The sequence below is a fragment of the Thalassotalea agariperforans genome, from assembly GCF_053470345.1.
Map to the genome: position 1 here is coordinate 59610 of NZ_JBQMWH010000014.1, position 25675 is coordinate 85284.

At 38.4% G+C, this 25675-nt stretch carries 20 protein-coding genes and 1 riboswitch; of the genes, 16 read left to right on the forward strand and 4 right to left on the reverse strand.

Going from position 1 to position 25675, the window contains the following annotated elements; genetic code table 11:
* Positions 1-21 precede the first annotated feature (21 nt).
* Genes ACSLUO_RS15050 through ACSLUO_RS15060 form a run of 3 tightly spaced genes read left to right on the forward strand, consistent with a single transcriptional unit; the run spans position 22 to position 3786 of the window.
* Positions 22-795: a hypothetical protein gene (locus ACSLUO_RS15050; RefSeq protein ID WP_448249711.1), complete on the forward strand. Its 774-nt coding sequence runs from the start codon at positions 22-24 to the stop codon at positions 793-795.
* On the forward strand, positions 782-2689 hold the full coding sequence (locus tag ACSLUO_RS15055; protein WP_448249712.1) for a sialate O-acetylesterase: 1908 nt from the start codon (positions 782-784) through the stop codon (positions 2687-2689). Before ACSLUO_RS15050 ends, ACSLUO_RS15055 begins: the two co-directional genes overlap by 14 nt.
* The gene (locus ACSLUO_RS15060) at positions 2689-3786 is read left to right on the forward strand and encodes a GDSL-type esterase/lipase family protein (RefSeq protein WP_448249714.1); all 1098 of its coding nucleotides are present in this window, start codon (positions 2689-2691) and stop codon (positions 3784-3786) included. The genes ACSLUO_RS15055 and ACSLUO_RS15060 overlap by 1 nt, the downstream gene beginning before the upstream one ends.
* Before the next feature lie 491 nt (positions 3787-4277).
* Here ACSLUO_RS15060 and ACSLUO_RS15065 read toward each other — a convergent pair whose 3' ends face one another.
* Both ACSLUO_RS15065 and ACSLUO_RS15070 read right to left on the reverse strand, forming a co-directional pair.
* On the reverse strand, positions 4278-5990 hold the full coding sequence (locus tag ACSLUO_RS15065) for a protein adenylyltransferase SelO family protein (protein WP_448249716.1): 1713 nt from the start codon (positions 5988-5990) through the stop codon (positions 4278-4280).
* Positions 5991-6144: 154 nt separating this feature from the next.
* On the reverse strand, positions 6145-6729 hold the full coding sequence (locus ACSLUO_RS15070; protein ID WP_448249718.1) for a TetR/AcrR family transcriptional regulator: 585 nt from the start codon (positions 6727-6729) through the stop codon (positions 6145-6147).
* Between the two features lie 243 nt (positions 6730-6972).
* On the opposite strand from ACSLUO_RS15070, the gene ACSLUO_RS15075 reads away from it, so the two are divergent.
* From ACSLUO_RS15075 to atzF, 9 genes are all read left to right on the forward strand, one after another.
* The gene (locus tag ACSLUO_RS15075; protein ID WP_448249719.1) at positions 6973-7527 is read left to right on the forward strand and encodes a carboxymuconolactone decarboxylase family protein; all 555 of its coding nucleotides are present in this window, start codon (positions 6973-6975) and stop codon (positions 7525-7527) included.
* Between the two features lie 159 nt (positions 7528-7686).
* Complete coding sequence (locus tag ACSLUO_RS15080) at positions 7687-8337, forward strand: DsbA family oxidoreductase (protein ID WP_448249720.1); 651 nt, start codon at positions 7687-7689, stop codon at positions 8335-8337.
* A 251-nt stretch (positions 8338-8588) separates the two neighbouring features.
* Positions 8589-8738: riboswitch (guanidine-I (ykkC/yxkD leader) on the forward strand.
* A gap of 54 nt (positions 8739-8792) precedes the next feature.
* Positions 8793-9836 (forward strand): putative urea ABC transporter substrate-binding protein, encoded by a 1044-nt coding sequence (locus ACSLUO_RS15085; protein WP_448249721.1) that lies wholly within the window; start codon positions 8793-8795, stop codon positions 9834-9836.
* Between the two features lie 107 nt (positions 9837-9943).
* Positions 9944-10768 carry an ABC transporter permease gene (locus ACSLUO_RS15090; RefSeq protein WP_448249722.1) on the forward strand — a complete coding sequence of 275 codons (825 nt, stop codon included), beginning with the start codon at positions 9944-9946 and terminating at the stop codon, positions 10766-10768.
* A gap of 9 nt (positions 10769-10777) precedes the next feature.
* Entirely contained in the window at positions 10778-11548 is a 771-nt protein-coding gene (locus tag ACSLUO_RS15095) for an ABC transporter ATP-binding protein (protein ID WP_448249723.1), read from the forward strand.
* A gap of 2 nt (positions 11549-11550) precedes the next feature.
* On the forward strand, positions 11551-12270 hold the full coding sequence (locus ACSLUO_RS15100; protein ID WP_448249724.1) for an urea amidolyase associated protein UAAP1: 720 nt from the start codon (positions 11551-11553) through the stop codon (positions 12268-12270).
* Between the two features lie 10 nt (positions 12271-12280).
* Complete coding sequence (locus tag ACSLUO_RS15105) at positions 12281-12919, forward strand: urea amidolyase associated protein UAAP2 (protein ID WP_448249725.1); 639 nt, start codon at positions 12281-12283, stop codon at positions 12917-12919.
* Positions 12920-13037: 118 nt separating this feature from the next.
* Positions 13038-16667 carry an urea carboxylase gene (gene uca, locus ACSLUO_RS15110; RefSeq protein WP_448249727.1) on the forward strand — a complete coding sequence of 1210 codons (3630 nt, stop codon included), beginning with the start codon at positions 13038-13040 and terminating at the stop codon, positions 16665-16667.
* Between the two features lie 11 nt (positions 16668-16678).
* Positions 16679-18463: an allophanate hydrolase gene (gene atzF, locus ACSLUO_RS15115; RefSeq protein ID WP_448249729.1), complete on the forward strand. Its 1785-nt coding sequence runs from the start codon at positions 16679-16681 to the stop codon at positions 18461-18463.
* Positions 18464-18590: 127 nt separating this feature from the next.
* On the opposite strand, the gene ACSLUO_RS15120 is transcribed toward atzF, so the two are convergent.
* The gene (locus ACSLUO_RS15120; RefSeq protein WP_448249731.1) at positions 18591-19499 is read right to left on the reverse strand and encodes a LysR family transcriptional regulator; all 909 of its coding nucleotides are present in this window, start codon (positions 19497-19499) and stop codon (positions 18591-18593) included.
* A gap of 190 nt (positions 19500-19689) precedes the next feature.
* Here ACSLUO_RS15120 and ACSLUO_RS15125 point away from each other — a divergent pair, with 190 nt between their 5' ends.
* From ACSLUO_RS15125 to ACSLUO_RS15140, 4 genes are all read left to right on the forward strand, one after another.
* Positions 19690-20658, forward strand: coding sequence for an LLM class oxidoreductase (locus ACSLUO_RS15125; protein WP_448249732.1), 969 nt, complete (start codon positions 19690-19692; stop codon positions 20656-20658).
* Between the two features lie 13 nt (positions 20659-20671).
* Complete coding sequence (locus ACSLUO_RS15130) at positions 20672-21514, forward strand: SDR family NAD(P)-dependent oxidoreductase (protein WP_448249734.1); 843 nt, start codon at positions 20672-20674, stop codon at positions 21512-21514.
* Positions 21515-21553: 39 nt separating this feature from the next.
* Positions 21554-22540 carry a zinc-dependent alcohol dehydrogenase family protein gene (locus ACSLUO_RS15135; protein ID WP_448249736.1) on the forward strand — a complete coding sequence of 329 codons (987 nt, stop codon included), beginning with the start codon at positions 21554-21556 and terminating at the stop codon, positions 22538-22540.
* Between the two features lie 102 nt (positions 22541-22642).
* Complete coding sequence (locus ACSLUO_RS15140; protein ID WP_448249737.1) at positions 22643-23473, forward strand: DUF4437 domain-containing protein; 831 nt, start codon at positions 22643-22645, stop codon at positions 23471-23473.
* A gap of 442 nt (positions 23474-23915) precedes the next feature.
* Here ACSLUO_RS15140 and ACSLUO_RS15145 read toward each other — a convergent pair whose 3' ends face one another.
* Entirely contained in the window at positions 23916-25214 is a 1299-nt protein-coding gene (locus tag ACSLUO_RS15145) for a hypothetical protein (protein ID WP_448249738.1), read from the reverse strand.
* Positions 25215-25675 lie beyond the last annotated feature (461 nt).

The window sequence follows — 25675 nt, forward strand, 5'->3', positions numbered from 1 at the left end:
ATGGAAATGAAGGTAAAAGAAATGGATAACAGTTCCTATTGGATGGCTAACGCAAATGACGAGGTCATTAGAATTTTCTATCAAGATATGAAGATGAACAATGCTAATCGCCTGAAAGAGCCTAATTTTGATGTTGACGGTGGTAGATGGTTGGTAGCTAACTCTTGTAGTAACTTTGAAAACAGTAACTTAGGCAATGCAGAAGGTATCCCTGCTCCACCATTTAGTTACACTTTAGGCAATACAACTTCAATAGCTAAAACAATAGATTTATTTTCTGAGAAGATTACCGACTGGCATCAACCAAGAAGCACAAATATTACACAAGAGATTGTTAATACTGACGACACAAGAGGCAACGTACTTCAATATGTGTTCGCCGGTGATCAATCAGTCAGTAAGTTAAAGCCCAATTTCATTATGGACTTAAGCGCTTATTCAAGAGGAGTTATTTCTTTTGACTTTAAGCTGATCAAACAACCTAATAATAGCCCAAACGCCAATTGGTATTATAAAGTCGATTGTGGTTGGCCATGTGGCACTGGTGATGTAGCTCTAAACAAAAGTAACGAAGGCCATACTCCAGAACTTGGTGTTTGGCAGACCTATACTGTTGATATTGAATATTTAACTGCTCTTACCGGTGGTATTGAATCAAATGCAACACCTTTAAATTTAAACAATATTGTATCTCCTGTTGTGTTATTTCCTACTTGGGGAAACAATCAACAAGGCGCAATTTATCAATTAGATAACGTAACTATTAAAGCAAGGACTAATCATGAAACAAATTAGTTTATATCTACTATTAATTAATATGCTTTTATTTCAGGGGGTAACTGCAGCTGAGCTTAAAGTTCACGGTTTGTTCGGTGACAACATGGTTCTACAACGGAACCAGCCTATAAAAATATGGGGGCAAGCAGAAAGTGACGCCATTATCAGCGTTAAGTTCGCCTCATTAAAATCAGATATCAAAGCTGATGAAAGCGGTTTTTGGAAGACCGAATTTCCAGCTCAATCTCAAGGAGGCCCATATACTCTCTACATTGAAAGCAAGGAGAAGACTCTATATTTCCATAACTTATTAATAGGAGATGTATGGGTTGCATCAGGGCAATCCAATATGGAGTGGAAAGTGAGTTGGAAAATTGACAATTACCAGCAAGAAATCATAGATAGTGACTTCCCTAACATCCGATTTTATAAAACAAACACTAAAGTCCTAGTTTCCCCCTCTGATGACATTGAAGGGACCGGTTGGCGAATTGCGTCTCCAGATACTGTTGGTGATTTTTCTGCCGTGGCTTGGTTTTTTGCTAAGCACGCCAACAGAAACACTCAAATTCCAATTGGAATAATAGAAAGTAATGTTGGTGGCACTCCCGCTGAAGCTTGGAGTCCCATTGAAGCATTGCTAAAACACAACGGCTATAAGAACATAGCAAAAGACTTCAAAGACAACCCTCAAGACAGAAACGAACGAATTAAACAAAGAGGGATAAATGAACAATTAAAATGGGAGATTATTAAAAGTAACCAAGGTATTAAGACCTTAAAGATACCATCCAATGATTATGATTATTCGAAGTGGCCTACTGTTGAAGTTCCATTTAGTCAACCAATAGAAGACGTTGTATGGTTGAAGCGAACCTTTAATATCCAATCAATTCCAAATACTGCCACAATTTCATTTGGAGAGTTAAACCAAATTGCCCACATATTTATTAACGGTAAACAAATCGTTTATAAAAACTGGGAGGACTCCATAAAACCATACATCATTTCTCCTGAACTGTTACAGGTTGGAACTAACGTTATTACATTAAGAGTAGTCAATAGTTGGGACAACCAAGTTATTGTAGGTAAAAAAGATGAAACATGGTTAAAACTAAACGAAGCAAAACAAGACCTTTCCGGCAATTGGTATTATTCAAATAACATTGAGCCCAGCATCCCAACCGTTGAACGAATAAGTTGGTGGCCATCAGTTTTATATAACGCCATGATCCACCCTTTAACCCAATACCCAATCAAAGGAGCTTTGTGGTATCAAGGAGAGAGTAATACTGATCGACCAGATGACTATACAATTCTCTTTCAAGATATGATAAGTAGCTGGCGGAAAAAATGGAATATAGGCAATTTTCCATTTGTTTTTGCTCAACTATCAAGTTGGAAAGACATTCAAGAAGTACCTTACGAAAGCGAATGGGCTAATTTACGCTATGCTCAAGCCAAAGCGCTGGAATTACCAAATACGGGAATGGCTGTTACTTTGGATATAGGAGATGCTAAAGATATTCATCCTAGAAACAAGCAGGATGTCGGAAAACGCCTTTGGCTTGCTGCAAAAAACATAGCCTATCCTGACAATATTTTTCATAGAGGTCCTACCGTCACAGGTATTACTGTAACTAATAATCAAGTAAAAGTAGCATTTAATCAAGAACACAGTCTAGAGCTACGTGGTGACAAGCTAATTGGATTCGAAATAGCGGGAAAAGACAAAATATTCATCAATGCATCAGCAAAAATAAGCGGTAAAAATGAAGTTACAATCTTCAACTCTAAAGTATCAAACCCTAAATACTTGAGATATGCATGGCAAGACAATACTCCTGCTAACCTATATAACAACTTAGACCTTCCAGCTGAGCCATTTAAATACACAATAGAAGATCAATAATGAAAAATAACAACCGCTACACTATATCAATAAAATCTAAATTTTTAGCTATACTTGTTCTGCTATGCAGTTTCTCTGTGTTTGCGGAGTTTGTGAGTCCCGACGCGAATAATATCCGATACGTTGGTAGGATTGATCATTTACCAAGCTCTCCATTTCTAACCTGGCCTGGTTCACAAATAGAATTCAAGATTACAGGTAATAAGTTAGTTATTCACCTAGATGACCAACAAGGTAAGAACTACTTTAATGTAATTTTTAATGGAAAGAGTGATCACCCTTATGTACTTGCTGCCGAAAAAGGAAAGCAAGCTTATGATTTAAGTCACATGCTCACTAACGCCACGAATCACATCAAAATATTCAAACGTACGGAGGGTGAGGAAGGCGGTACACTATTTTTAGGTATTGATTTAGAAAAAAAGGCAAAACTACTCCCTCTCTCCCCTGCCCCTAACCTTAAATTGGTATTTTATGGTGATTCTGTAACTGTCGGCATGGGGAACGAAGCAGCTCATAATTCAAAAGACGACAAAGTATCTGAAAAGAATCATTATTTATCTTATGCCTCAATCACGGCCCGAAACTTAAACGCGCAACATCATACTATTGCCAAAAGTGGCATTGGATTTATGGTTAGTTGGTTTGATTTCATTATGCCAGAGTATTACGACCAACTTACCGCAGAAAATAATAACGACTCGAAATGGGATTTCAGCCAGTATCAAGCAGACATCGTTGTTGTTAACTTAGGCCAAAATGATACATGGCTAATCAATAGCGAAAACAAACTAAAGGCCTCCCCTGCAGAGATAATACAAGAATACAAAAAATTTATTAAAAGCCTAGTCACTAAACACCCAAACGCCAAATTTGTGTGTGCACTGGGTAGCATGGATGTTACAGAAAATAACACTTGGCCTGATTATATAAAACAAGCAGTAACTGAATTAAAGCAAGAGCTCCCTTTCTTATTCATTAAGACATTAAACTTTGATTTTACCGGTTACCGTAACCATCCACGTGTCGACCAGCATTATGCTAATGCTAAAAAGCTAACCAACTTTATTAATTCACATTACTTACCTTCTAATTAGCCTTAGACGCCGTTAATATAGGAGATGCTGACTAATATTCGTATAAAGAAGTGCTCACTTAGAATGGTATGTGCGGCATTAGAACAAACAAAATTTGTGAAAATATAGTTATTCAACATCCAATAAATTTTGTGCAGTTATCATGGTGCCTATACACGTTCCCAAAGGCCGAGTTTTAAAGGCTTATATGCAGCGTTATTGATTTTGACAAGGTTCTCAGATGGATATGGACATTAGGGTAACACAGGAGCAGTTACCGAGAATAACCATTCTCTTCAATCAATGCCTTGCCTCTATTCTCGCTAAGCGAGCACTTTCTTATACTGATTGGTATAATACCTTCTCCACATAGGTATGTATCCGCGCGATTATGTAATTTATTAACCTAGGTTTTAATTTAAAGATTTTTATCCAATTTTTATAAAGCATAAAAGACTCATTATTAAAAATATGATCAAGTCTAATAACTAACGTACAACACCACGTTCTGTTTAAGAAGAACAGCTGTAATGCGACACCCCTCCCGCGTCAAAAAAGGCTGCGGGTTTTAAGCAGTAGTATTTGTTTTCAACCTCTATTGCTTGCTCGTTATAAGGTTGAGTTAGTACTTGTTGTAATTCATGAACAAGGGAAAAGTCACCGTTATGAGCATTTTGATATGCTGAAACTACGCGCCATTCTCGCCAGGTGTATTTAGGATTGTTTTGTTGCATGATTTGCTGTTTTTGCGATTGTTCTTCGATATCGCCACTTGGGTTCATCAAGCTTCGCCAACTTTGTAACCAATGCTGCCATTGTTCGTTTAGGTCATCGGTCGGAGCTGCATAAAAGCTTTTGCTTAGGCCAGAAATGTCCTTTGGCATATTCGACAGTTCACGGAAGAAAATGGTGTAATCTACCGACGTTTTTGCCATCAAGGTTACCAGTTGAGCAAACAGCTCGGGCTCAAAGGTATTTAAGCCAAGTTTAGCTGCCCACATGGTTTCACTCTTGTTTTTCATGACCGAATCGAATTCATTATTTATCTGTACTAATGCTTCTAACGCCTTAGGATCTGACAAGAGTAATGGCTGTACTGCCTTACAAAACATCTCGAAATTGGTTTTGGCAGCTGCGCCTTGATTGAAAAAAGAAAAATGCTGGCCACCACCTGTCCAAGGTTGGTAGTAAGGTTCAAAACGCTCTACAAAGCCAAAAGGTCCATAGTCGAGTGTGTAACCTCCGCAAGCACAGTTATCACTATTAAAGTTTCCTTGGCAATAACCTACTCTAAGCCAATGGCTGATCAGGCTGGTTAAGCGCTCACGAAATGCCGCGGCTAATTGCACAATTTTTTCGGCAAGTGGTAGCTCGTGATTGATATCATTTGCATATTCACGCTCAATTAAATGTAACACAATCATTTCTAACTCTTCTAATGCGTCCGAATGCACATTAAAACGAGCACGACGGCCAAAAAGTTCAAGTTGGCCTACGCGCAAAAACGAAGGTGCAACACGCGTTGAAATAGCAACTGGAGTAGCCACCGTAATATCAGGATTTGTTGAATATGAACCTTCAGAATACCAAGGCCGGCTTGCGCGTTCAGATTGTGAAACAAATAAGCATAATGAACGAGACGTTGGTACACCTAACGCGTGCATATGTTCTTGCACTAAAAACTCTCGAATGCTTGAACGCAATACTGCTCTACCATCGCCACCTCGGCAGTAAGGTGTTGGCCCTGCGCCTTTTAACTGCATTTCCCAGCGTTTGCCATTAATAACGGCTTCATATACCGAAATAGCACGGCCATCACCATAACCATTTCCTGTGCGAAAAGGACATTGCTGAATGTATTCAGTACCGTATATCGACAACGCGTAACCCGTAGCCCAGCCAACAGCTTGCATCGGCTCGGGAACAACTGACATATCACCAGAAAATAACCGAGCAAAGTCTTCGGTATGCGCTAGGCTGTTATCAAAACCTAATTCCGCAAAAAATGTATCACTGTGTGCGATATATTTAGGATCAGCAATTGGAGTAGGCTTAACTGGTACATAATGCCCCGAATAAACTTGTCTTGGCTGATAGTCGTCACCGGTTTCAGTTGCATCAGGATCACAGTTAAGATTATTAAGTAAAGAGTAATCCGTTAACTTAGCCAAATCATCAAGTGTGTAAACACTTACTGGAGCATTCGTGGTTGTTTGGTTCGCCATATTATTCAATTACCCATTTATTATTCATCAAATATAAAAGTATTATATTGGATTTAGCGACATCATTGTTATGACTTTAGTCGCGAAACACCCTCTTTTACCCACTTATTACTTTAACGCGTAAATGATTAATACCATTGCGTATAAAACAAGATCAAAACGGATAATGTTGAAATATTTCGGCAATTTTACGATAAAGCAGTTCTTGATCCCGGTTAATCTTAGCAAACGTGCGTAAACCGGCTATTTGTATTTGTACGTGATTTGCTAAATCTTGTGCATTTTTAGTGCTATCTACTTCATTTAGCTGTTGTGCTTGTTCAATTAAATTAACAAATTCCGTTGATATTTCAGCTAAATGCGTTTTGGTAATATCAATAAGATCTTGATTATCCTCGGTTAGCTCGCCAAGTGTTTTTGCCAACATACACATACCATTAGGTGCCGTATTTTGTGTGTCAACAACTTGTGCTTTTACAAATGCTTCCAATGCTGCAATGGGTGAAGCATGTGTTTGTTGGCATTGTTGCAGTAGTTGAAGCGCCATATCCGTGTAATTTCTTAAAGCCTCTTTAAATAAGCCATCTTTATTACCAAAAGCAGCATAAATACTGCCCGGACGCATATCAATTTCATCTTGTAAATTACGCATTGAAGTGGCATGAAAGCCTTTCTTCCAATAAAGATCCGTGGCTTTGTTGACGACTTCTTGGCGATCAAATTTTGCAGTTTTAGCCATGTTTCCTCTAAATAAAGTATTGAACAACCGTTCAATTATAAGCTGTATAAAGGTTAAGTAAAGGTAAACGTCATTAGTTACTATTTTCTACCTAGCCGCAAAACCCGAGCATTCTTTTATTTACAGCTAATTAAACGCATAACAATTTATTTGAGCAATCGTTCAAATAAATATTGAACGATCGTTCATTTATATCTATACTGCTTAAATACTAGAAATAAGAATTGAACCTTGGAGCAAATAATGAACGACTTTACCTTCCACAATGTAGCTACAGCGCCACAAGAAAGTAAAAAAATGTTAGAGCAAGCAGAGCAACAAATGGGGGCTATTCCTGGTTTATATGCGGTTATGGCGGAATCACCTGAACTTTTTAATGCCTATCAACAATTGCATCAATTATTTACAGCCACATCATTTGATGCTGAAGAACTGACCGTAGTGTGGCAAACCATTAATGTGGCGCATGAGTGTCGTTATTGTGTTCCTGCACATACGGGAATCGCGCACGCAATGAATGTTGACCCTGCTATAACCGAAGCTCTACGAAACCAAACAGCTTTGCCAACAGATAAATTACAAGCATTACATGATTTTACTTTGGCTGTAGTCAACTCAAGAGGCAATGTGTCTGAAGCGCAATTAACCGCTTTTTTTGCAGCTGGCTATCAGCAAAAGCAAGTTTTAGAAGTGATCCTTGGTTTATCGCAAAAAGTCATTAGCAATTATGTTAATCATCTTGCTAAAACACCAGTAGACCCAATGTTTGAAAAGTTTTCTTGGCATAAATCACAATAAAATAATCAACCGTTGTGATCACAACGCTTAATTTACTTTTACGTGCTAAAAATTGAAAAGTGAATAATGTTGCTACATATAGCAATAGTTAAAAATACATGCACTCACGGGTAAGCAGTAAATATGTTTACTTAAATTGTTTTTATAGAGAGTAACAACATGAATAAAAAAATTAAGTTAGATATCATTTCTGATGTCGTTTGCCCTTGGTGCATTATTGGTTACAAGCATTTAACTGCCGCGATAGAAGAATTAAACCTGCAGGATAAAATTGAGCTTGAATGGCAACCATTTGAACTTAATCCTGATATGCCCCCTGAAGGTGAAGAGTTACGTGCCCACGTAGCTAGAAAATATGGTTCAAGCAGAGCTGACAGTGATCGTGCTAGAGAGAATATTACCCAAGCTGGAGCACAGTATGGCTTTAGCTTTAACTATTTTGATGACATGAAAATAGTAAATACTTTAGACGCACATATTTTACTCGATTATGCCCACCAGTTAGGGAAAAAAACAGAGCTTAAAATGCGTTTATTCAGCGCTTTTTTTACTGAGCAGAAAGATATTTCAGATCGTAATACTTTAATACAAGAAGCAGAAACCGTTGGCATTAGCGCAGCACAAGCGAAAGCAGCCCTCGCTAATAACGAGCTAAAAAACAAAGTAAAATTATCAATTGTACAATGGCAACAAATGGGAGTAAGTAGCGTGCCTACGGTGGTTTTTAACCGCACAAGTGCTCTTACCGGTGCTCAACCACAAGCAGTGTTTAAACAAGTATTATTAGAAATGGCAGAATCAATCACTTAAAAAAACGCTAATTATTAATTTAGAAATAAACACTAAAAGTAGCAAACCATTTGCACAGGTATGGTGCTTTTTCAAATTTAATTGCACTAAAATTGCAATAACTGCTCGAGTTCAAGCGCAATAAAACAACGGTTGGATAAGCAATAGCCTCTATATTACATGGGGGCTTGGATAGCGTTTTTTAAAGTTGGTCTAAATTATGCCTATTAATAATTAAGCGAGAGTTCAATACTATTGAACTAAGTTAAAGCCAAATGGATATCTAGGGTTCCGATTCTGATAACAGCATAACAGTCTGTTATTTGAATGTCTGGACCAAGAGTTATCAACCTGGCATTGTATTATTTTAATACAAGTTGCATCTGCAATAGGTTACACGGAGGGATAAAAGCCCGGGAGGTCAGTTATTGAACCTCGTGCGCCCAAAAACCGTATAAACCTTGGAGATGTATAATATGAAAAACCTAAAAATCGCTATACTCGCACTTACCTTATTAACTTCCTTCACCTCTACGAGTGCCTTTGCAAAAGATAAATTTTCAGTATGTTGGTCAATATATGTTGGTTGGATGCCGTGGGATTATGGTGACAGTTCAGGCATCGTAAAAAAGTGGGCCGATAAATACAATATTGAAATAGATATTGTGCAAATCAACGATTACATCGAATCAATTAACCAATACACCGCAGGTCAATTTGATGCTTGTACTATGACCAATATGGATGCGTTAACCATTCCATCAGCAAGCTTTGTTGATAGTACCGCATTAATTGTTGGTGATTTCTCTAACGGTAATGACGGAATTGTTTTAAAAAATGCAACCTCACTAAAAGAGATTAAAGGACAAAAAGTTAATCTTGTTGAACTGAGTGTTTCTCATTACTTGTTAGCCCGCGGTTTAGAAAGTGTCGGTATGTCTGAAAGAGATGTCACCGTAGTTAACACTTCAGATGCAGATATGGTTGCAGCGTATACAACTGCTGATGTAACGTCAGTTGTCACTTGGAACCCGTTGTTATCCGAAATCACCGCAATGCCTAAATCTACCGCGGTCTACAACTCTTCTAACATCTCTGGTGAAATTATTGATTTATTAGTGGTAAATACTGAAACCCTAGCTCAAAACCCTAAATTAGGTAAAGCGTTAGTAGGCGCCTGGTATGAAATAATGGACAAAATGCAAGCTGACAAAAACGTATTAACCGAAATGGCGATTGCTTCAGGTACTGATTTAGCCGGTTACGAAGCCCAACTTGCAACCACTAAAATGTTTTACACTCCAGCATCGGCTGTTGAATTTACGAACAGCAAACAACTACCTAAAACAATGGAATACATTGCTAAGTTTTCATTCAAACATGGTTTATTAGGCGAAGGTGCCGCTGATTCAACATTTATAGGTATTGAAACACCAGCTGGCATTGTTGGCGACAAGAAAAATATAAAATTACGTTTCAATCCTAGCTTTATGGAAATGGCTGCAGACGGAAAGCTTTAAGCTTTTTCCCTCAAGTTTCAATCTGAACATGGCATTTAACGCCCTGTTCAGATTGTAAACTTACGTCGTAGTTTCCAATATAAATCAAACCTCAAGGTGATCAGTGAATGAAACGATTAATGAACTTCACACCAAGCAAACCTTTAGCCATTTTTTTGAGTATCGTGCCATTTATTGCTGCGTTATTTATTTATTGGAATGCCTCCAATGCCCGATTGGCGGAAAACCCTAATGACAAACTATTACCAAGCTTTACCCAAATAAGTAGTGCTGTTGATCGTTTAGCCTTTAATGAAGATAAGCGCACTGGAAAATATATTTTTTGGGAAGATACCAGCGCAAGTTTGTATCGCATAAGTTTAGGTATTTTAATTAGTGCAAGCTCCGCCTTAATCATTGGCTTACTAACAGGAATGATCCCGCTTGCTAGGGCTAATTTATCTCCTATCGTTACGATCATTTCACTCATTCCGCCCATGGCGATTTTGCCGATTTTATTTATCACTTTTGGCTTAGGTGAGCTTGCTAAAGTGATGTTAATTATTATCGGAACAGCACCCGTTATTATAAGAGACATGCAATCGAGAGTTTTGCAATTACCTGCAGAGCAATTAATTAAAGCGCAAACCTTAGGTGCTTCTACTTGGTTAGTCTCTATTCGTGTTGTCTTACCCCAAATTTTACCGCGATTATTAGCTTCTATGCGGTTATCACTAGGCTCTGCTTGGTTATTTTTAATAGCAGCTGAAGCAATTGCCGCCCAAGAAGGTTTAGGCTACCGAATTTTCTTAGTCAGACGTTATATGTCAATGGATGTGATTTTCCCTTATGTAATTTGGATCACCATTCTTGCATTTGCGATGGATTTTGCACTTAAAAAACTATCTCATGTTGCGTTCCCTTGGTATCACGCCACTGAAAATGACAAATAAGGAATAAATATGAGTTTTTTAACCGTTGAAAATGTACATAAGTCTTATGGCGACAACCTAGTGCTTGAGCGTTTAAGCAAGAACGTTGAACAAGGCGAATTTATTTCCATGGTAGGCGCTTCCGGCTGTGGTAAATCAACTTTCCTTAATATGTTATTAGGTAAAGAGTCGCCTTCTAAGGGAAAAATTACTTTAGAAGGACAACCATTAATACAAGAACCCGATGAAGACCGCGGCATTGTATTCCAAAAATATTCAGTATTTCCGCATTTAACTGTTTTACAAAATGTCATGATTGCTGATGAATTTTCGCAAGCTAAATGGCTAGGTTGGACGTTTGGTAAAACAAAAAAACAGCTAAAAACAAAAGCAATGGAATTTGTTGATGCTGTTGGCTTAAGTGCTGCTATCGATAAATATCCGCACGAACTTTCCGGCGGTATGCAACAACGTTTGGCAATAGCACAAGCGTTAATGAAGTCTCCTAAAATTTTATTATTAGACGAACCCTTTGGCGCTTTAGATCCGGGTATTCGAGCTGACATGCATGAGCTTATTCGTGATATTTGGCAAAAAAACAACTTAACCATCTTTATGGTCACCCACGATATTAAAGAAGGTTTTGAATTGGGTTCACGATTGTGGGTATTTGACAAAATACGCCACGATCCACAAGCACCTAACGCTTATGGTGCTCAAATCACTTTTGATCTTTCACTTACCTGCGAAAGCTCAAAAGTAACTGCTCAAACGACAATTGAAAACATGGAAATAAATTAATCATGTCAGAACGTATTTTATATAAAGACATTCTCCCAGGGGGAAAACATTGGTCGATGCGTATGCGTCGTGGTACTAGTTTAAAATTAATTGATCTTGAGGGCGGTGCCAATGTAGCAGCATTGTTTTACAACCCTGAAAACCTACTTGAACGCTACAATGCTCCTGATACCTTGAAATGTCAGCATACTTTTAAATTAACTAAAGGGCATTGTTTGTATTCAGATATGGGACGAATTTTCTGTTCTATTGTTGATGATTCCGTTGGCTGGCATGACACGGTTTGCGGTAACAGCAATCAAAAAATGGTAGATAAAAAATGGGGCGAACAGAGTTACCAAAAAGATCAAAACCAATGGCTTCAAAATGGTAATAATGCCTTTTTAGTAGAAGCCACTAAATACGGTTTAGGCAAAAAAGACTTGGCCGCCAATACAAATTTCTTCAGTTGTGTAACGCCAAATGACGAAGGTGATTTAGAATTTAAGGCTAACGCTTCAAAGGCGGGAGACTATATAGAGTTACGTTTTGAAATGGACACAATCGTCTTACTTCATACCTGCCCTCACCCAATGAACCCAGTCACTGCTTATCCTTTTAAGCCGATTGAATATCAAATTCTCACTTCTGATCCTGTCAGCGATGATGACTTTTGTAAAAACGCCTGCCCAGAAAATCAACGGGGCTTTGAAAATAACCGTCTTTATTATTTAGGCTTATAAGGAGAATGCCATGATTGTAGCAAGCCAATTACAACCCGAAAATGCCATTGTCCGCGATATTGTCGATGCCGGTGACTATTATTTAAAAACCATAAAAAAGGGCCAGACGGTAAGAATTCTTGATCTTGAAGGTAATCAAGCAGCTGACACCCTATTTTATAGCGCGAAAGATGTTAGTGAGCGTTACAGCGCTATCGATACCATTCGAGAGCAGGGAAATGTTTACCTAACCGCAGGCACAATTTTAATGACTAATGATTGTAATCCGTTACTAAAAATTGTTGCCGATACCTGTGGTCGTCATGACACATTAGGAGGAGCATGCGCTACCGAAAGTAATACCGTGCGTTATGCATTAGAAAAAAAATGCATGCACGCTTGTCGAGATAGTTGGTTACTCGCCATAGCCGAAAACGAAGAACTTGGTTTAAATAAAGCTGATATTACCCATAACATTAACTTTTTTATGAATGTGCCAGTAACTTCTGACGGCAAATTAAGTTTTGCTGACGGTATCAGTGGCGCAGGTAAATATGTTGAGTTAACCGCACTAATGGACACCATAATGTTGATCTCAAACTGTCCACAATTGAATAACCCGTGTAATGCCTATAACCCAACGCCGGTTGAAATATTGATTTGGAATTAGGGTTATTTCAAAGCAATCGTGAAGTTTGAATAACAATAACTCAATTTAAAGCAGTTAGGACGACCATACTGCTTATTATTATTCGCGGGACGACCCGCAACGTTCAGGGCTAAATAGTATGTTTAACACTGTTTTAATCGCTAACCGTGGTGCCATTGCGTGCCGAATTATAAGAACTTTAAAAAAGCTCGGTATTAAAAGCATTGCTGTTTATGCTGAAGCCGATAGAGAATCACTGCACGTTAGGCAAGCTGATGAATCCTTCAGCTTAGGTGAAGGAACTGCAGCACAAACCTATTTAAACCAAGATAAAATTATCCGCATTGCACAAGAATCGGGTGCTCAAGCCATTCATCCGGGTTACGGATTTTTAAGTGAAAATGCTGATTTTTCTGAAAAATTATCACAAGCAGGCATTTGCTTCATTGGTCCAACACCTAAACAAATGGTTGATTTTGGTTTAAAACATCAAGCGCGTGAACTCGCAGAAGCAGCAGGCGTACCTTTAGTGCCCGGTAGCCCGTTACTTGAAAATATCGATGAAGTAATTAATTTTGCTAATCAAGTCGGTTATCCCGTGATGCTAAAAAGCACAGCTGGTGGCGGTGGTATTGGTATGCAACGTTGTGACGACCAGAGTCAACTCGAAAAAGCATTCACCAATGTTAAATATTTAGGAGCACAAAACTTTTCAAATGATGGCGTATTTCTGGAAAAATTTGTTGAAAAAGCACGTCATATTGAAGTTCAGGTATTAGGTAATGGTTGTGGTCAAGTCGTCACTTTAGGTGAACGAGACTGCTCTAGCCAACGCCGTAATCAAAAAGTTATTGAAGAATGTCCTGCGCCGAATTTATCGGATGATGTTCGCGATAAAATGTTTGCTACCGCCAAGCAGCTGATGACATCAATTAACTACCTAAACGCAGGTACCGTTGAATACATATACGACGATGTATCGGAAGAGTTTTACTTTTTGGAAGTGAACACTCGCTTACAAGTAGAGCACGGTATAACAGAAGCCTGCTTTAATATTGACTTGGTTGAATGGATGTTAAAAGTTGCTTTTGAAGACAAAGCTGATTTAACACCCATAGCAAACTTAACAGCTAAGGGACACGCCATTCAAGCACGAATTTATGCTGAAAACCCAGTGAAAAACTTTCAGCCTTCAGCAGGATTATTAACACAAGTAAATTGGCCTGAAACCGGTCAATTTGATAATGAAAATTTACGTATTGACCATTGGATTGAAGCAGGCTTAGAAGTTTCACCTTTTTTTGACCCTATGCTTGCGAAAGTGATCGTGCATGCGAACGACAGAGAACTTGCTCGCAAAGGACTTAATAAAAACCTAGCTCAAACTGAATTATATGGTATTGCTACTAACGTTGATTATGTGCGCCAAATTTTAGAAACGGAACTTTTTCAACAAGGTAAAGTTTTCACCCAAACACTAAATACCTTATCAGCAACATATAATGGCTTTGAAGTCATTAAACCTGGCACCATGACCACTATTCAAGATTACCCTGCTCGTTCAGGCTATTGGGATATAGGTGTACCACCTTCAGGTCCTTTTGACTTTTATTCTTTTAATTTGGCCAATCGTTTATTAAATAATGCCCAAGAAGCAGCCGGCTTAGAAATTACCATTGCAGGCCCTACTTTACAGTTTTATACCGATACGCAAGTGGTTATATGTGGTGCTGAAATTGCCATTTCGCTTGATGGTAACGCTTGTGCGATGAATACCATCATTGATATTAAAGCCGGTCAAACATTAAGTGTTGGAGAGGTTAAAGCTAAAGGCGCTCGTGCTTATATGGCGATATTGGGTGGTATTCAATGCCCTGATTATTTAGGCAGTAAAAGTACCTTTACCCTCGGGAAATTTGGTGGTCACTGTGGCCGCGCCTTACGAACAGGTGACTTTTTAGCGCTGACTGAGAACAGAACCAAAGTTAAGCAACCTCTGCTAGCAAACATCAGCTCGATTACTGCACCACTAACCAACCATTGGCAAGTGCGTGTTGTTTATGGTCCTCATGGCGCGCCTGACTTTTTCACCCAAGACGATATCAAAACCATTAACCAACATCAGTGGGAAATACATTATAACTCAAGCCGAACAGGCATTCGCTTAATTGGTCCTAAACCAGAATGGGCGAGAGAAAGTGGTGGTGAAGCCGGACTTCATCCTTCCAATATTCATGACAATGCTTATGCCTTCGGTACGGTAGATTTTACTGGTGATATGCCTGTTATATTAGGACCAGACGGGCCAAGTTTAGGTGGTTTTGTTTGTCCTTTCACTGTTATTTCGGCAGACCTTTGGAAATTGGGGCAACTTAAAGCGGGAGATAAATTAAGTTTTGAAGTTGTCGATTTAAGCACTGCCAAAGCAATAGAAAAAGCACAACTAGCACAGTTATCAACACTGACACCACAAAAAATTGATTATGCGCCAATAACACTAAGCCATGAAAGTACTCCTATCATTGATACCTTAGTCACAGATGATGGCGAGCCAGATCTCGTATTTAGGCAAGCTGGCGATAAATTCTTGTTAGTGGAGTATGGTGAATTGGTGCTTGATTTAGCGCTACGTGCACGTGTACAAGCCTTATTAGAATCGGTTAAACAAGACAACATTAAAGGATTGCTAGAGTTAACGCCAGGTATTCGATCTTTACAAATTCATTACGATAGCTTGTTAGTTTCGGTACAAGACATTATCGCCCGCGTGAAAGTGTTAGATGTTGAACTCGGTGATACTAGCCAGTTAAGTTTTAACTCTCGCATCGTTCACCTGCCGTTAAGCTGGGATGATAAAGCTTGCCAACTCGCTATCGAAAAGTATATCCAATCGGTTAGAAAAGATGCACCTTGGTGTCCTTCAAACCTTGAATTTATACGTCGCATTAATGGCTTAGCCGATATTGAAGCCGTTAAAAACATTGTTTTTGATGCTAATTATTTAGTACTTGGTTTAGGTGATGTTTATTTGGGAGCGCCGGTAGCGACACCGCTTGACCCATGCCACCGCCTAGTAACCACTAAATATAATCCGGCACGAACCTGGACAGCAGAAAACTCAGTAGGTATTGGTGGTGCGTATATGTGTGTATACGGCATGGAAGGTCCAGGGGGTTATCAATTTGTCGGCCGTACAGCCCAAATGTGGAATCGCTATCGCCAAACAGACGTATTTGATAAACCATGGTTATTACGTTTATTTGATCAAATTAAATTTTACCCCGTTTCTAATGAAGAACTTGAAATCATTCGAGCTGACTTCCCCATTGGCAAATGGCAACCCAAAATTGAAGAAAGCATTATTTCAATGCCAGATTTAGCCAAAGAATGGACTAAACAACAACGCGATATTGATAAATTCGTAGAGCAACGAGAGCGTGCATTTGAACAAGAAATGTCTGATTGGAAAAACACTGGCCAACTAGATTATCAAGCAGAGGTGGAAACCGCACAAGATGAGTCGGAACTTGTTTTAGAAGCAGGAGAATTTGTTATTGAATCTTCAGCTGCGGGCAGTGTTTGGTTAGTAGAAGCAAGTGAAGGTGATTTACTTGGCTCAGGCGAAAGCTTAATTATTTTAGAATCAATGAAAATGGAAATTGGTATTTCTACCCCAGAGTCAGCTCGAGTGGTAAAAATACTTGTAGAAGCAGGACAACAAGTTCATGCAGGACAACCCCTTGCGATTCTAAAAAAACAAGAAATATAGTGAGAAGTTATATGAATTTATCAATTCCAGTATTAAAAAAAGCGTATCAAGAAGGGAAAGTCTCTCCTGCAACGGTGTTTACACAGTTACGCGAAGCATCGCAAAAATTAGACAATGTTTGGATCCACTTATTATCAGAAAGCGAATTACAGCCTTACCTTGATAACTTGTTACAAAAGTCACCGGAAGATTGTCCGTTGTGGGGGATACCATTTGCAATTAAAGATAATATTGACTTAGCTGGCATACCAACCACGGCTGCTTGCCCAGCGTTTAGTTATGTCCCCGAAAAGTCTGCACATGTGGTTGAATTACTAATCAATGCTGGTGCCATACCTTTAGGTAAAACCAATCTTGATCAATTTGCTACAGGTTTAGTTGGAACCCGCTCGCCTTACGGCTCTACACCAAATTCTTTTAATAAAAACTATATTTCGGGAGGCTCTAGTTCTGGCTCTGCTGTCGCTACAGCTGCAGGTGTCGTTTCGTTTGCCTTAGGCACAGATACTGCCGGCTCAGGTAGAGTTCCTGCTTGCTTTAATAACCTAGTGGGTTTAAAGCCAAGTAAAGGTTTACTTTCAAATACCGGTCTTGTACCTGCATGTAAGAGCATTGATTGTATTAGTATTTTCAGCTTAACCGCAGATGATGCTCGTACGGTATTTTCTATTGCGGCAGATTATGACGAAACGGACTGCTTCTCTCGTACTAACCCGTTAACAAATCAAGGTTGTGTTGCACTTTCTTCAGAGTTTACTTTTGCAGTTCCTTTAAAAGAACAACTAGAATTTTTTGGCGATGAAGATTATCAGCAAGCCTTTACTTCTGCGATAGAGCAATTAACTGCGATGGGCGGGAGTATGGTTGAAATAGATTTTTCTCCGATGTTAGATGCAGCGCAGTTACTATATGAAGGTCCTTGGGTGGCAGAGCGATATTTAGCAACACAAGATATTCTAGTCAATAAGCCAGAAGCCATGATGGACGTTACTCGTACTATCATCTCTGGTGGCGCTACCCCTAAAGCGACCGATTGCTTTTCAGCCATGTATAAATTACAAACATTGAAAAAACTAGCCGATAAATTGGTACATAGTGTTGATGTCGTTGTAACTCCAACGGCTGGTCGTCATTTTACCATAGCAGAGATTGAAGAAGAGCCTATAGCTCGTAATTCACAATTAGGCTACTACACTAATTTTATGAATCTTTTAGACTTTTCAGCAGTTGCCGTACCCACAAGTTTTACTAAAAACAACATGCCTTTTGGCATTACTTTATTTAGTGACGCAATGACAGATCAAAAACTACTCACCCTTGCTAAACGCATTCAAGAGACGACGAAATTACCATTAGGCGCAACAAATAATGCTTACCAAACCACTGAAAGTAGCCTTGCGAACAGCGAAGGTTATATTGATGTCGTCGTTTGTGGGGCACACTTATCAGGCATGGTGCTAAATCATCAATTAACCACTAGAGGAGCCATATTAAAGCAAGTCACCGAAACAGCCACCGCTTACCGCATGTATGCTGTGCCAGGTAAAGTAGAACGACCAGCAATGATCCGAGATGAAGAAAATGGTGTCGCTTTTGCTGTTGAAGTTTGGTCATTACCTATCGCTGAATTTGGTTCGTTTGTAGCCGGTATTGCACAGCCCTTAGGTATAGGTAAAGTTGAGTTAGCGTCAGGAAAATACCTATCGGGCTTTATTGCAGAAGGCTATGCTAAAGACTTAGGACAAGACATTAGTCAATTTAAAGGCTGGCGAGCTTACCAAGCACGAGAAAAGTAATAATACATAGCTAATGAAAGCGACTTATCCTTGGATGAGTCGCGCTTTTCTAATATCCTCCCCCCCTAAATTGCTATTGAAGTAATCAACGGAGACTTTTTTAAAATTAATAACAAAACTAACGATATTAAGTTTCCCAAATCGGCGGGCTACCAATTTTTTCAATTAAAAAATCAATAAATACTCGTACTTTAGCCGTTAATACATTGGATTTGGGATACACCAACCAAATAGCTGATTGATCTTCAATTTCATAGTCAGGCAATACTCTAACTAAACTACCTTCCTTTAATTCATTGGAAATATTCCAGATAGAACTCATGCAAACCCCCACTCCCGCCTTGGCAGCAACACGCATGCTAGCACCATCATCACAGTCAACCCTAGGTTTCCCCCCTAATGGCGGAAAAAAGGCACTATGGTTTTTCGCTATTGAATTGAGTTTTCTTCGTTTTACATTTCCAAAAGTTAACATACGATGATTTATTAAGTCATCTGGCTGCTGAGGTGTCCCGTATGTTGCAAGATAAGCAGGTGATGCACATAAAATTCGTGTATCTTTAGCTAACCGTCGACCAATCAGGCTACTGTCCTCAACAGCATAATTACGTAATGCCAGATCAAAGCCACCTTCAATCAAGCTGGTTTGCGTATCAGACAGTTTAAGTTCAACATTAACATCCGGATATCGTTCTAGAAACTCCGGTAAAATTGGCGCAATAAACAGCTGTGCAAAAGTGCTAGAACATGCGAACTTTAACGTTCCCGAGACATTTGGGTTACCAAGCCCAAGCGCCGCTAACGCGGCATCTTCTTGTGCAATGATTTCTCGTGCAAAAGGGAGAAATTCAGCCCCTTCAATCGATAATGCAACTTTTCTTGTCGAACGATGAAAGAGATCGGCTCCTACTTGCAGCTCTAGCTTAGATAATCGTGCACTCGCCACTGAGGGAGCTAGCCCTAACTTTCGCCCTGCCGCACTAATATTTAGCATATCAGCCGCCATAACAAATAATCTTAGTCCGTTTGTGTCCATCAATTATATTCAAAAACCGAATTATGATTCCTTTTATACGTTATTTATATGCAAAATCAACAACTATATACTTCATACATAAATAATTTACAGCAGTACAACTTGATGGATTTCATTAATTGCCTCCATCAAAAATTTATTGCAATAAAACTGTGTGTTTTTGTGTCGCCCTAACAGGTAGGAAAGTAAAATGTTAGCCCAAGGTATAAATGAAAGAACAACATTTCCCCGATTAAACTCCGGCTACAATGCCGTGTTTCAGCCTGGAAAGCTTTCAATTGGCTTGGTTGCTCCTATTGAGCACTACAGCATTAATTCACTACCAAACATGCAAGAAAGTTTAGCTAGAGTACAACTAGCAGAGCAGTTGGGCTTTAAAGCCGTATGGTTAAGAGACGTGCCATTTAATGTCCCGTCGTTCGGTGATGTCGGGCAGATTTTCGACCCCTTTGTTTACCTTGGCTTACTAGCCGGACAAACATCTAACATTGCTTTAGGTGTTGCAAGTTTAATCCTACCTTTACGACACCCTGTGCACGTAGCTAAAGCTGCAGCATCAGTAGATATACTTTCTAACGGTAGATTAATTTTAGGTATTGCCAGTGGCGACCGCCCTGAAGAATACCCTGCTATGGCTGTCAATTACCAAGAACGCGGCAAATTATTTCGTGAAAGTTATCATTACCTTCGTCAGTTAGCGCTAAAAACACCTGAATTTACCAATACATTTGGGGACATTAGCCGCGGTATTGATCTGTTACCTAAACCAACGACTGGCCGCTTACCTTTGCTTATCACTGGCGCTTCACAGCAAACACCTGATTGGTTAGCGCAACATGGCGACGGATGGATCACTTATCCAAAACCGCATGCATTACAGGCTCAATTTATTCAACAAATTAGAAAAAACAATACTGAAACAGAGTTATCCAAACCAATTATGGAACCTCTGTATATAGATATTACCGACGATCCCAACAGTAGACCGCAACCAATTCATTTAGGGTTCAAGTTAGGTATTAACCAACTTCGTCAATATCTTATATCACGACAAGAAATTGGCGTAAATCATGTGGCATTAAACCTACGTTTTAACCAAGCCAACATCGAATCAACGCTAAAAAATATCGCTGAACATGTGCTACCGAGCTTCAATTAAAGGATTTAACGAAATGAAACAAACAATTTTATTAACAGGTGCAACCGACGGCATTGGTTTTGAAACAGCCAAAAAGCTTGTCTCTCTTGGTCACACTGTATTATTGCACGGTCGCAATATTGCAAAGTTAACCTATGTAAAAAACGCGCTAACGCAATTAAACCATAGAGCCATTATTGACACTTATCATGCCGATTTAAGTCATTTATCAGAAGTAGAGCTTTTAGCAAATACCATTACACAGCAATACCATCATATTGATGTTCTTATTAACAATGCCGGTGTTTTTAAAACACCGCAGCCAATAACAGACGAAGGCTATGATGCCCGCTTTGTTGTTAATACGATTGCTCCGTATCTATTAACTACCAAGCTTCTTCCTTTGTTAAGTAAAAGCAGCCGTATAGTTAACGTATCTTCAGCCGCGCAGGCAAGTGTCAATTTAGCCGCGTTACGAGGCGAACAAAAACTAACAGATGGCGCAGCCTATGCCCAAAGTAAGTTAGCGCTCCTTATGTGGACTTTTCAATTAGCAAAAACACTTGGTGCTAATGCTCCAACACTAATTGCCGTAAATCCAGCCTCATTCTTAGGAAGCAAGATGGTAAAAGAAGCCTATGGCTCTGAAGGTAAAGATTTAACTATAGGTGCTGACATTCTTGTTCAGTTAGCACTTAGTACTGATTTTTTACCAATATCCGGTAGCTATTTCGATAACGATATAGGTCAGTGGGCGCAACCTCATCCTGATGCACTGAGTGCTCAAAAAAATGCGTCAATAATTACGGTAATAAATGAAATTCAACACAAACTCAAACTCAAACTCAAACTAACTAATACTCAAGTTAGTGAATAAACACAACAAGTTATTTAATCAATAGCTTAGGAGAAAATAATGAAAGCAATGATAGTAAATACCTTTGGCAACTCAGATGTCTTTGAACTAGCAGACATACCTAAGCCGCAAGTAAAACCTGGACATGTACTTGTAAAAATTATGGCAACCAGTGTTAATACGGTTGATACCATGATCCGCCAAATGGGGGCTGATTTACCACTATCTCCAGCAACTCCAGCTCTATTAGGGATGGATTTTGCAGGTGTTATCGAAGAAGTTGGTGACGATGTTACCGAATACAAAATTGGTGATGAAGTATACGGCTGTGCCGGTGGTTTAGCTGATTTACCCGGAACTTTAGCGCAATACATTGTAGCCGATATAAACTTACTTGCTTTAAAACCTAAAAACATTTCAATGCGTGAAGCTGCGGCATTACCTTTAGTTGCTATAACAGCTTATGAAGGTTTACAACGAGCAGGTATTAAATCAGGTCAAAATGTACTTGTTCATGGTGGCTCTGGTGGTGTTGGCCATATTGCATTACAACTAGCCCGCTATTTTGGTGCTAACGTTTTTTCAACTGGCGGTGGTGAACCACAATTAGCACTGATTGAACAATTAGGTGCAACACCAATTAACTACCGAACTGAGTCTGTTGAAAACTATGTAAAACAGCATACGGATGGCGCTGGTTTTGACATAGTGTTTGACTCTGTTGGTGGTACCAATATGACAAATTCTTTTGACGCAGCAGCTTTAAATGGCCATGTTGCCACAACCGTATCAATGGTAGAACTTGATTTAACAACAGCTCACTTTAAAGGTTTATCTTTACATGTTGTCTTTATGCTTATTCCAATGCTTCACAATTTCCGCCGCCATGAGCATGCCGAAATATTAAAAGCGTTAACGACAATAGTTGAAGCAGGCGGGTTAACACCAATACTTGATGATCATGAATTCGACTTAACCGAAATAGGCAAAGCACATGATCGTTTAGCTAGTGGACAAGCCATGGGCAAAATAGTTGTTTCAGTATAAATAAAAAATAGCCTGAACTTAGTTGCGTTATGGCAACTAGGTTCAGCACATTCAACATCAACTATTACTAATTGATAACACCAAATTTAGGAAATTTTCTTTATGAAAATAAATTTTAACTCAGTAATTCTATGCTCGTTATTACTTGCTGCACCAACATTATCAGCCCATGCAATAGTAAAACAATCTAAAGTTCTTACAACAGAAACGTTAAAATGGGGCTACCTAAATCCACTACGAGGCGATAAAAGCCCAGGTGCCACAGATCTTTGGGGAGACCGTACAAAAAATATCGCGACGGGTATGTTAGTAAAGTTTAATAAAGGCTTTTTGTCACCACCTCATATCCACAACATTTCTTATCGTGGAATTGTGATCCAAGGACTGATGCATAATGATGATCCGACCGCAGAAAATTTGTGGCTACCAGTAACTTCTTTCTGGACACAGCCGGCTGGTGAAAACCATATAACCGCAGCTAGTGGTTTAACCAACTTAATTTATCTTGAAATAGATGAAGGGCCATATTTAGTTCAACCGTCAGATCAACATTTTGATAATGGCGAACGGCCAATCAATATTCATGCATCTAATTTAGTTTGGCTACAAGAAGAGCAATCAGCCATTATTAAAGGGAAAAATATTGAAATTTCACCGCTTTGGCAAAAAAGCACAACAGAACATACCCAAGGTTATTTACTAAAATTACCAAAAGGAAAATCAGGAAAAATTGACACTAATGCCAGTGATTACAAGGTTGTTATTATTCAAGGTGATCTTAATTATCAATCTTTGGAAACCCCTGAACCGACCCATTTATTACCTGGCAGTTTTGTTAGCTCCGCAGGCACATTTACTCACCATATAAGGGCCAACAATGAATCAGTGCTCTATATCCGTAGTAATGGAAAATTTACCGCAGCGTTTGAGTAATTATTTCGCCCAAACATACGAGTTTGTGTTTCATGAAATAACACAGCCTTACTACCATCTGCGTTCATTGCGCGATTATTCAAATAAATAAAGAGTTATTGTTTCATTTATCTATTAAAAACATGTCTAATAACTCTTTAACATACGGATTTTCTATAAATTTAAAGTAATACTTCCCCCCACTTTCCGCCTCTAGCAGGCAAAATAAAGCAAGTTCGTATACAAATTTTTATCAAGATAAGCATTATTTACATGCAATTAAGTTATGGTGTTAATCAGCTGAAAATTTTCTATTTTTGACTTAATACAACTTTTTTTAAAAAATTATCTAGCCCTGTTTTACATCCACATAAAAATAATAAACAGAATATTTATTAATCAAGATGGCGACACAAGCGCCATTAAACGAGTTATATTTTTATATTTATGGATTTAATGTGGATCAAAAGTTTAAAAAGCGATTTGTACGAGAATCGCGGATCATCTCTAAATAGTTCTTATGTGTTGACGTTCTAGCAATATAAAAACCTAACTCTTCAGAATAAATTATTGACGCTTCGTTAATTTCAGATGAGCACTGATGAATAATTTTTTTGTCTTCAAGCCAAGTAACACAAGGGTTTCCGGAAGAATCGTTAACAGCCGCTTTTGCCAAAATATCAGACATGGCTTGTTTAAACTGTTTCATTGAGTAAGACGGAGCAATTTTATCTTTAATCACTTGCCAGCTATAATAACGCCCTCCCCCAATACTTTGATGTGAACACCAAATTGAAAACGCGATTCGTAACGAGTTGGTTTCACTCATTAATCGCATATCTATTTTTGAAAAAGGTCGTTGATTATTAATTAAATATTGATAAATTCGATTAATCAATCGTTGCTCAAACTCAAGTCGATAAGCAACTCGCTTATCTGTTGTTAACTTATACTCTCTGATCTTAAAGTGAATAACGTTTAGCTCGTATTCATCTAAGCCCATTTCTTTCATAGCTTGTGTATTAGCATTTTCAATAAAAAATTCAGTACCACTTAAACGGTTCATTGAAATTTTTAAATTATTACGTTCGCCTGAGCCAACGCCCTTCCCCATTGCTTTTAATATATCAACTTCGAAAAAATCAAATAAGGTACTTTTTACATCTGATAATAAATCTGCATTTACATTGGCAGCGTTAATCCTATATTCAATTGTTCTTTCCACTAAGGATAATAAAGCCATGTAATAACGTAAGTCGTTAATTCTGGCAATACGTTCATTATTAGTTGTGGTAACAGTTACCTTAATTGGTTCATCATTAATATATACAGTAGTTTCTTTTCGTTTTGAGGTACTTTTAGAATTATATTCCAGTGCCGTAAATAAAAATAAACAGACTAAATCATCTGCTAAACCGTACTCAATTTTATCACTAACACTTAACGCTTTATTTTCTTGTAAAGACAAAGAAATTTGATCCGGTTGTGCAGGCAACGAATTACTATTTAAATAATCAATATTTAGTTTAAATAATGATGCATAGCGTTTCTTCGATTCATGGACATTACAACCTAACTCTATAAAAACAGACTTTTCTACTAATTTTTTTAATGTCTGCCTAACCGTAACAACTTTCCTATTTAACTTTTCAGCTATAGCTTCGGCATTACAATAACCGTGATCAAATCGGTCACTTGAAAGTACTGTCAAAATTGCTGATAGCAGCACCCTTTCATTATTTTTTAAATTTAAATTTTCCATTGCAAAAATAAGATCCTGCGGTAAGCAGTCTCCTAAAGTAATCAATGGCGGTGGCAAATTAGTAAATTTTAGATCAATTAAACTCATGGGCGTTATTTTTATAAGCGTTTGCACATAATATACTACGAATTAAAAATATAATCACATATTGTCTGACTAAATTTATATTTCCTAACAATTACAATTGAATACTTCCATTCACTCTATTTTACTTTTTTATTCCAACACAGCTAATTATCCAGTTTTATTTAGTCCAAGTGTTGGACTGCAAATTCAGTTTATTGTTTAGTCCAAGTGTTGGACTTCAAATTAAGTTTATTGTTTAGTCCAAGTGTTGGACTTCAAATTAAGTTTATTGTTTAGTCCAAGTATTGGACTTCAAATTAAGTTTATTGTTTAGTCCAAGTATTGGACTTCAAATTAAGTTTATTGTTTAGTCCAAGTATTGGACTTCAAATTAA

Coding starts and splice junctions, on each gene's coding strand:
- ACSLUO_RS15050 (WP_448249711.1), top strand. CDS start 22: ATGGATAACAGTTCCTATTGGATGGCTAACGCAAATGACGAGGTCATT.
- ACSLUO_RS15055 (WP_448249712.1), top strand. CDS start 782: ATGAAACAAATTAGTTTATATCTACTATTAATTAATATGCTTTTATTT.
- ACSLUO_RS15060 (WP_448249714.1), top strand. CDS start 2,689: ATGAAAAATAACAACCGCTACACTATATCAATAAAATCTAAATTTTTA.
- ACSLUO_RS15065 (WP_448249716.1), bottom strand. CDS start 5,990: ATGGCGAACCAAACAACCACGAATGCTCCAGTAAGTGTTTACACACTT.
- ACSLUO_RS15070 (WP_448249718.1), bottom strand. CDS start 6,729: ATGGCTAAAACTGCAAAATTTGATCGCCAAGAAGTCGTCAACAAAGCC.
- ACSLUO_RS15075 (WP_448249719.1), top strand. CDS start 6,973: ATGAACGACTTTACCTTCCACAATGTAGCTACAGCGCCACAAGAAAGT.
- ACSLUO_RS15080 (WP_448249720.1), top strand. CDS start 7,687: ATGAATAAAAAAATTAAGTTAGATATCATTTCTGATGTCGTTTGCCCT.
- ACSLUO_RS15085 (WP_448249721.1), top strand. CDS start 8,793: ATGAAAAACCTAAAAATCGCTATACTCGCACTTACCTTATTAACTTCC.
- ACSLUO_RS15090 (WP_448249722.1), top strand. CDS start 9,944: ATGAAACGATTAATGAACTTCACACCAAGCAAACCTTTAGCCATTTTT.
- ACSLUO_RS15095 (WP_448249723.1), top strand. CDS start 10,778: ATGAGTTTTTTAACCGTTGAAAATGTACATAAGTCTTATGGCGACAAC.
- ACSLUO_RS15100 (WP_448249724.1), top strand. CDS start 11,551: ATGTCAGAACGTATTTTATATAAAGACATTCTCCCAGGGGGAAAACAT.
- ACSLUO_RS15105 (WP_448249725.1), top strand. CDS start 12,281: ATGATTGTAGCAAGCCAATTACAACCCGAAAATGCCATTGTCCGCGAT.
- uca (WP_448249727.1), top strand. CDS start 13,038: ATGTTTAACACTGTTTTAATCGCTAACCGTGGTGCCATTGCGTGCCGA.
- atzF (WP_448249729.1), top strand. CDS start 16,679: ATGAATTTATCAATTCCAGTATTAAAAAAAGCGTATCAAGAAGGGAAA.
- ACSLUO_RS15120 (WP_448249731.1), bottom strand. CDS start 19,499: ATGGACACAAACGGACTAAGATTATTTGTTATGGCGGCTGATATGCTA.
- ACSLUO_RS15125 (WP_448249732.1), top strand. CDS start 19,690: ATGTTAGCCCAAGGTATAAATGAAAGAACAACATTTCCCCGATTAAAC.
- ACSLUO_RS15130 (WP_448249734.1), top strand. CDS start 20,672: ATGAAACAAACAATTTTATTAACAGGTGCAACCGACGGCATTGGTTTT.
- ACSLUO_RS15135 (WP_448249736.1), top strand. CDS start 21,554: ATGAAAGCAATGATAGTAAATACCTTTGGCAACTCAGATGTCTTTGAA.
- ACSLUO_RS15140 (WP_448249737.1), top strand. CDS start 22,643: ATGAAAATAAATTTTAACTCAGTAATTCTATGCTCGTTATTACTTGCT.
- ACSLUO_RS15145 (WP_448249738.1), bottom strand. CDS start 25,214: ATGGAAAATTTAAATTTAAAAAATAATGAAAGGGTGCTGCTATCAGCA.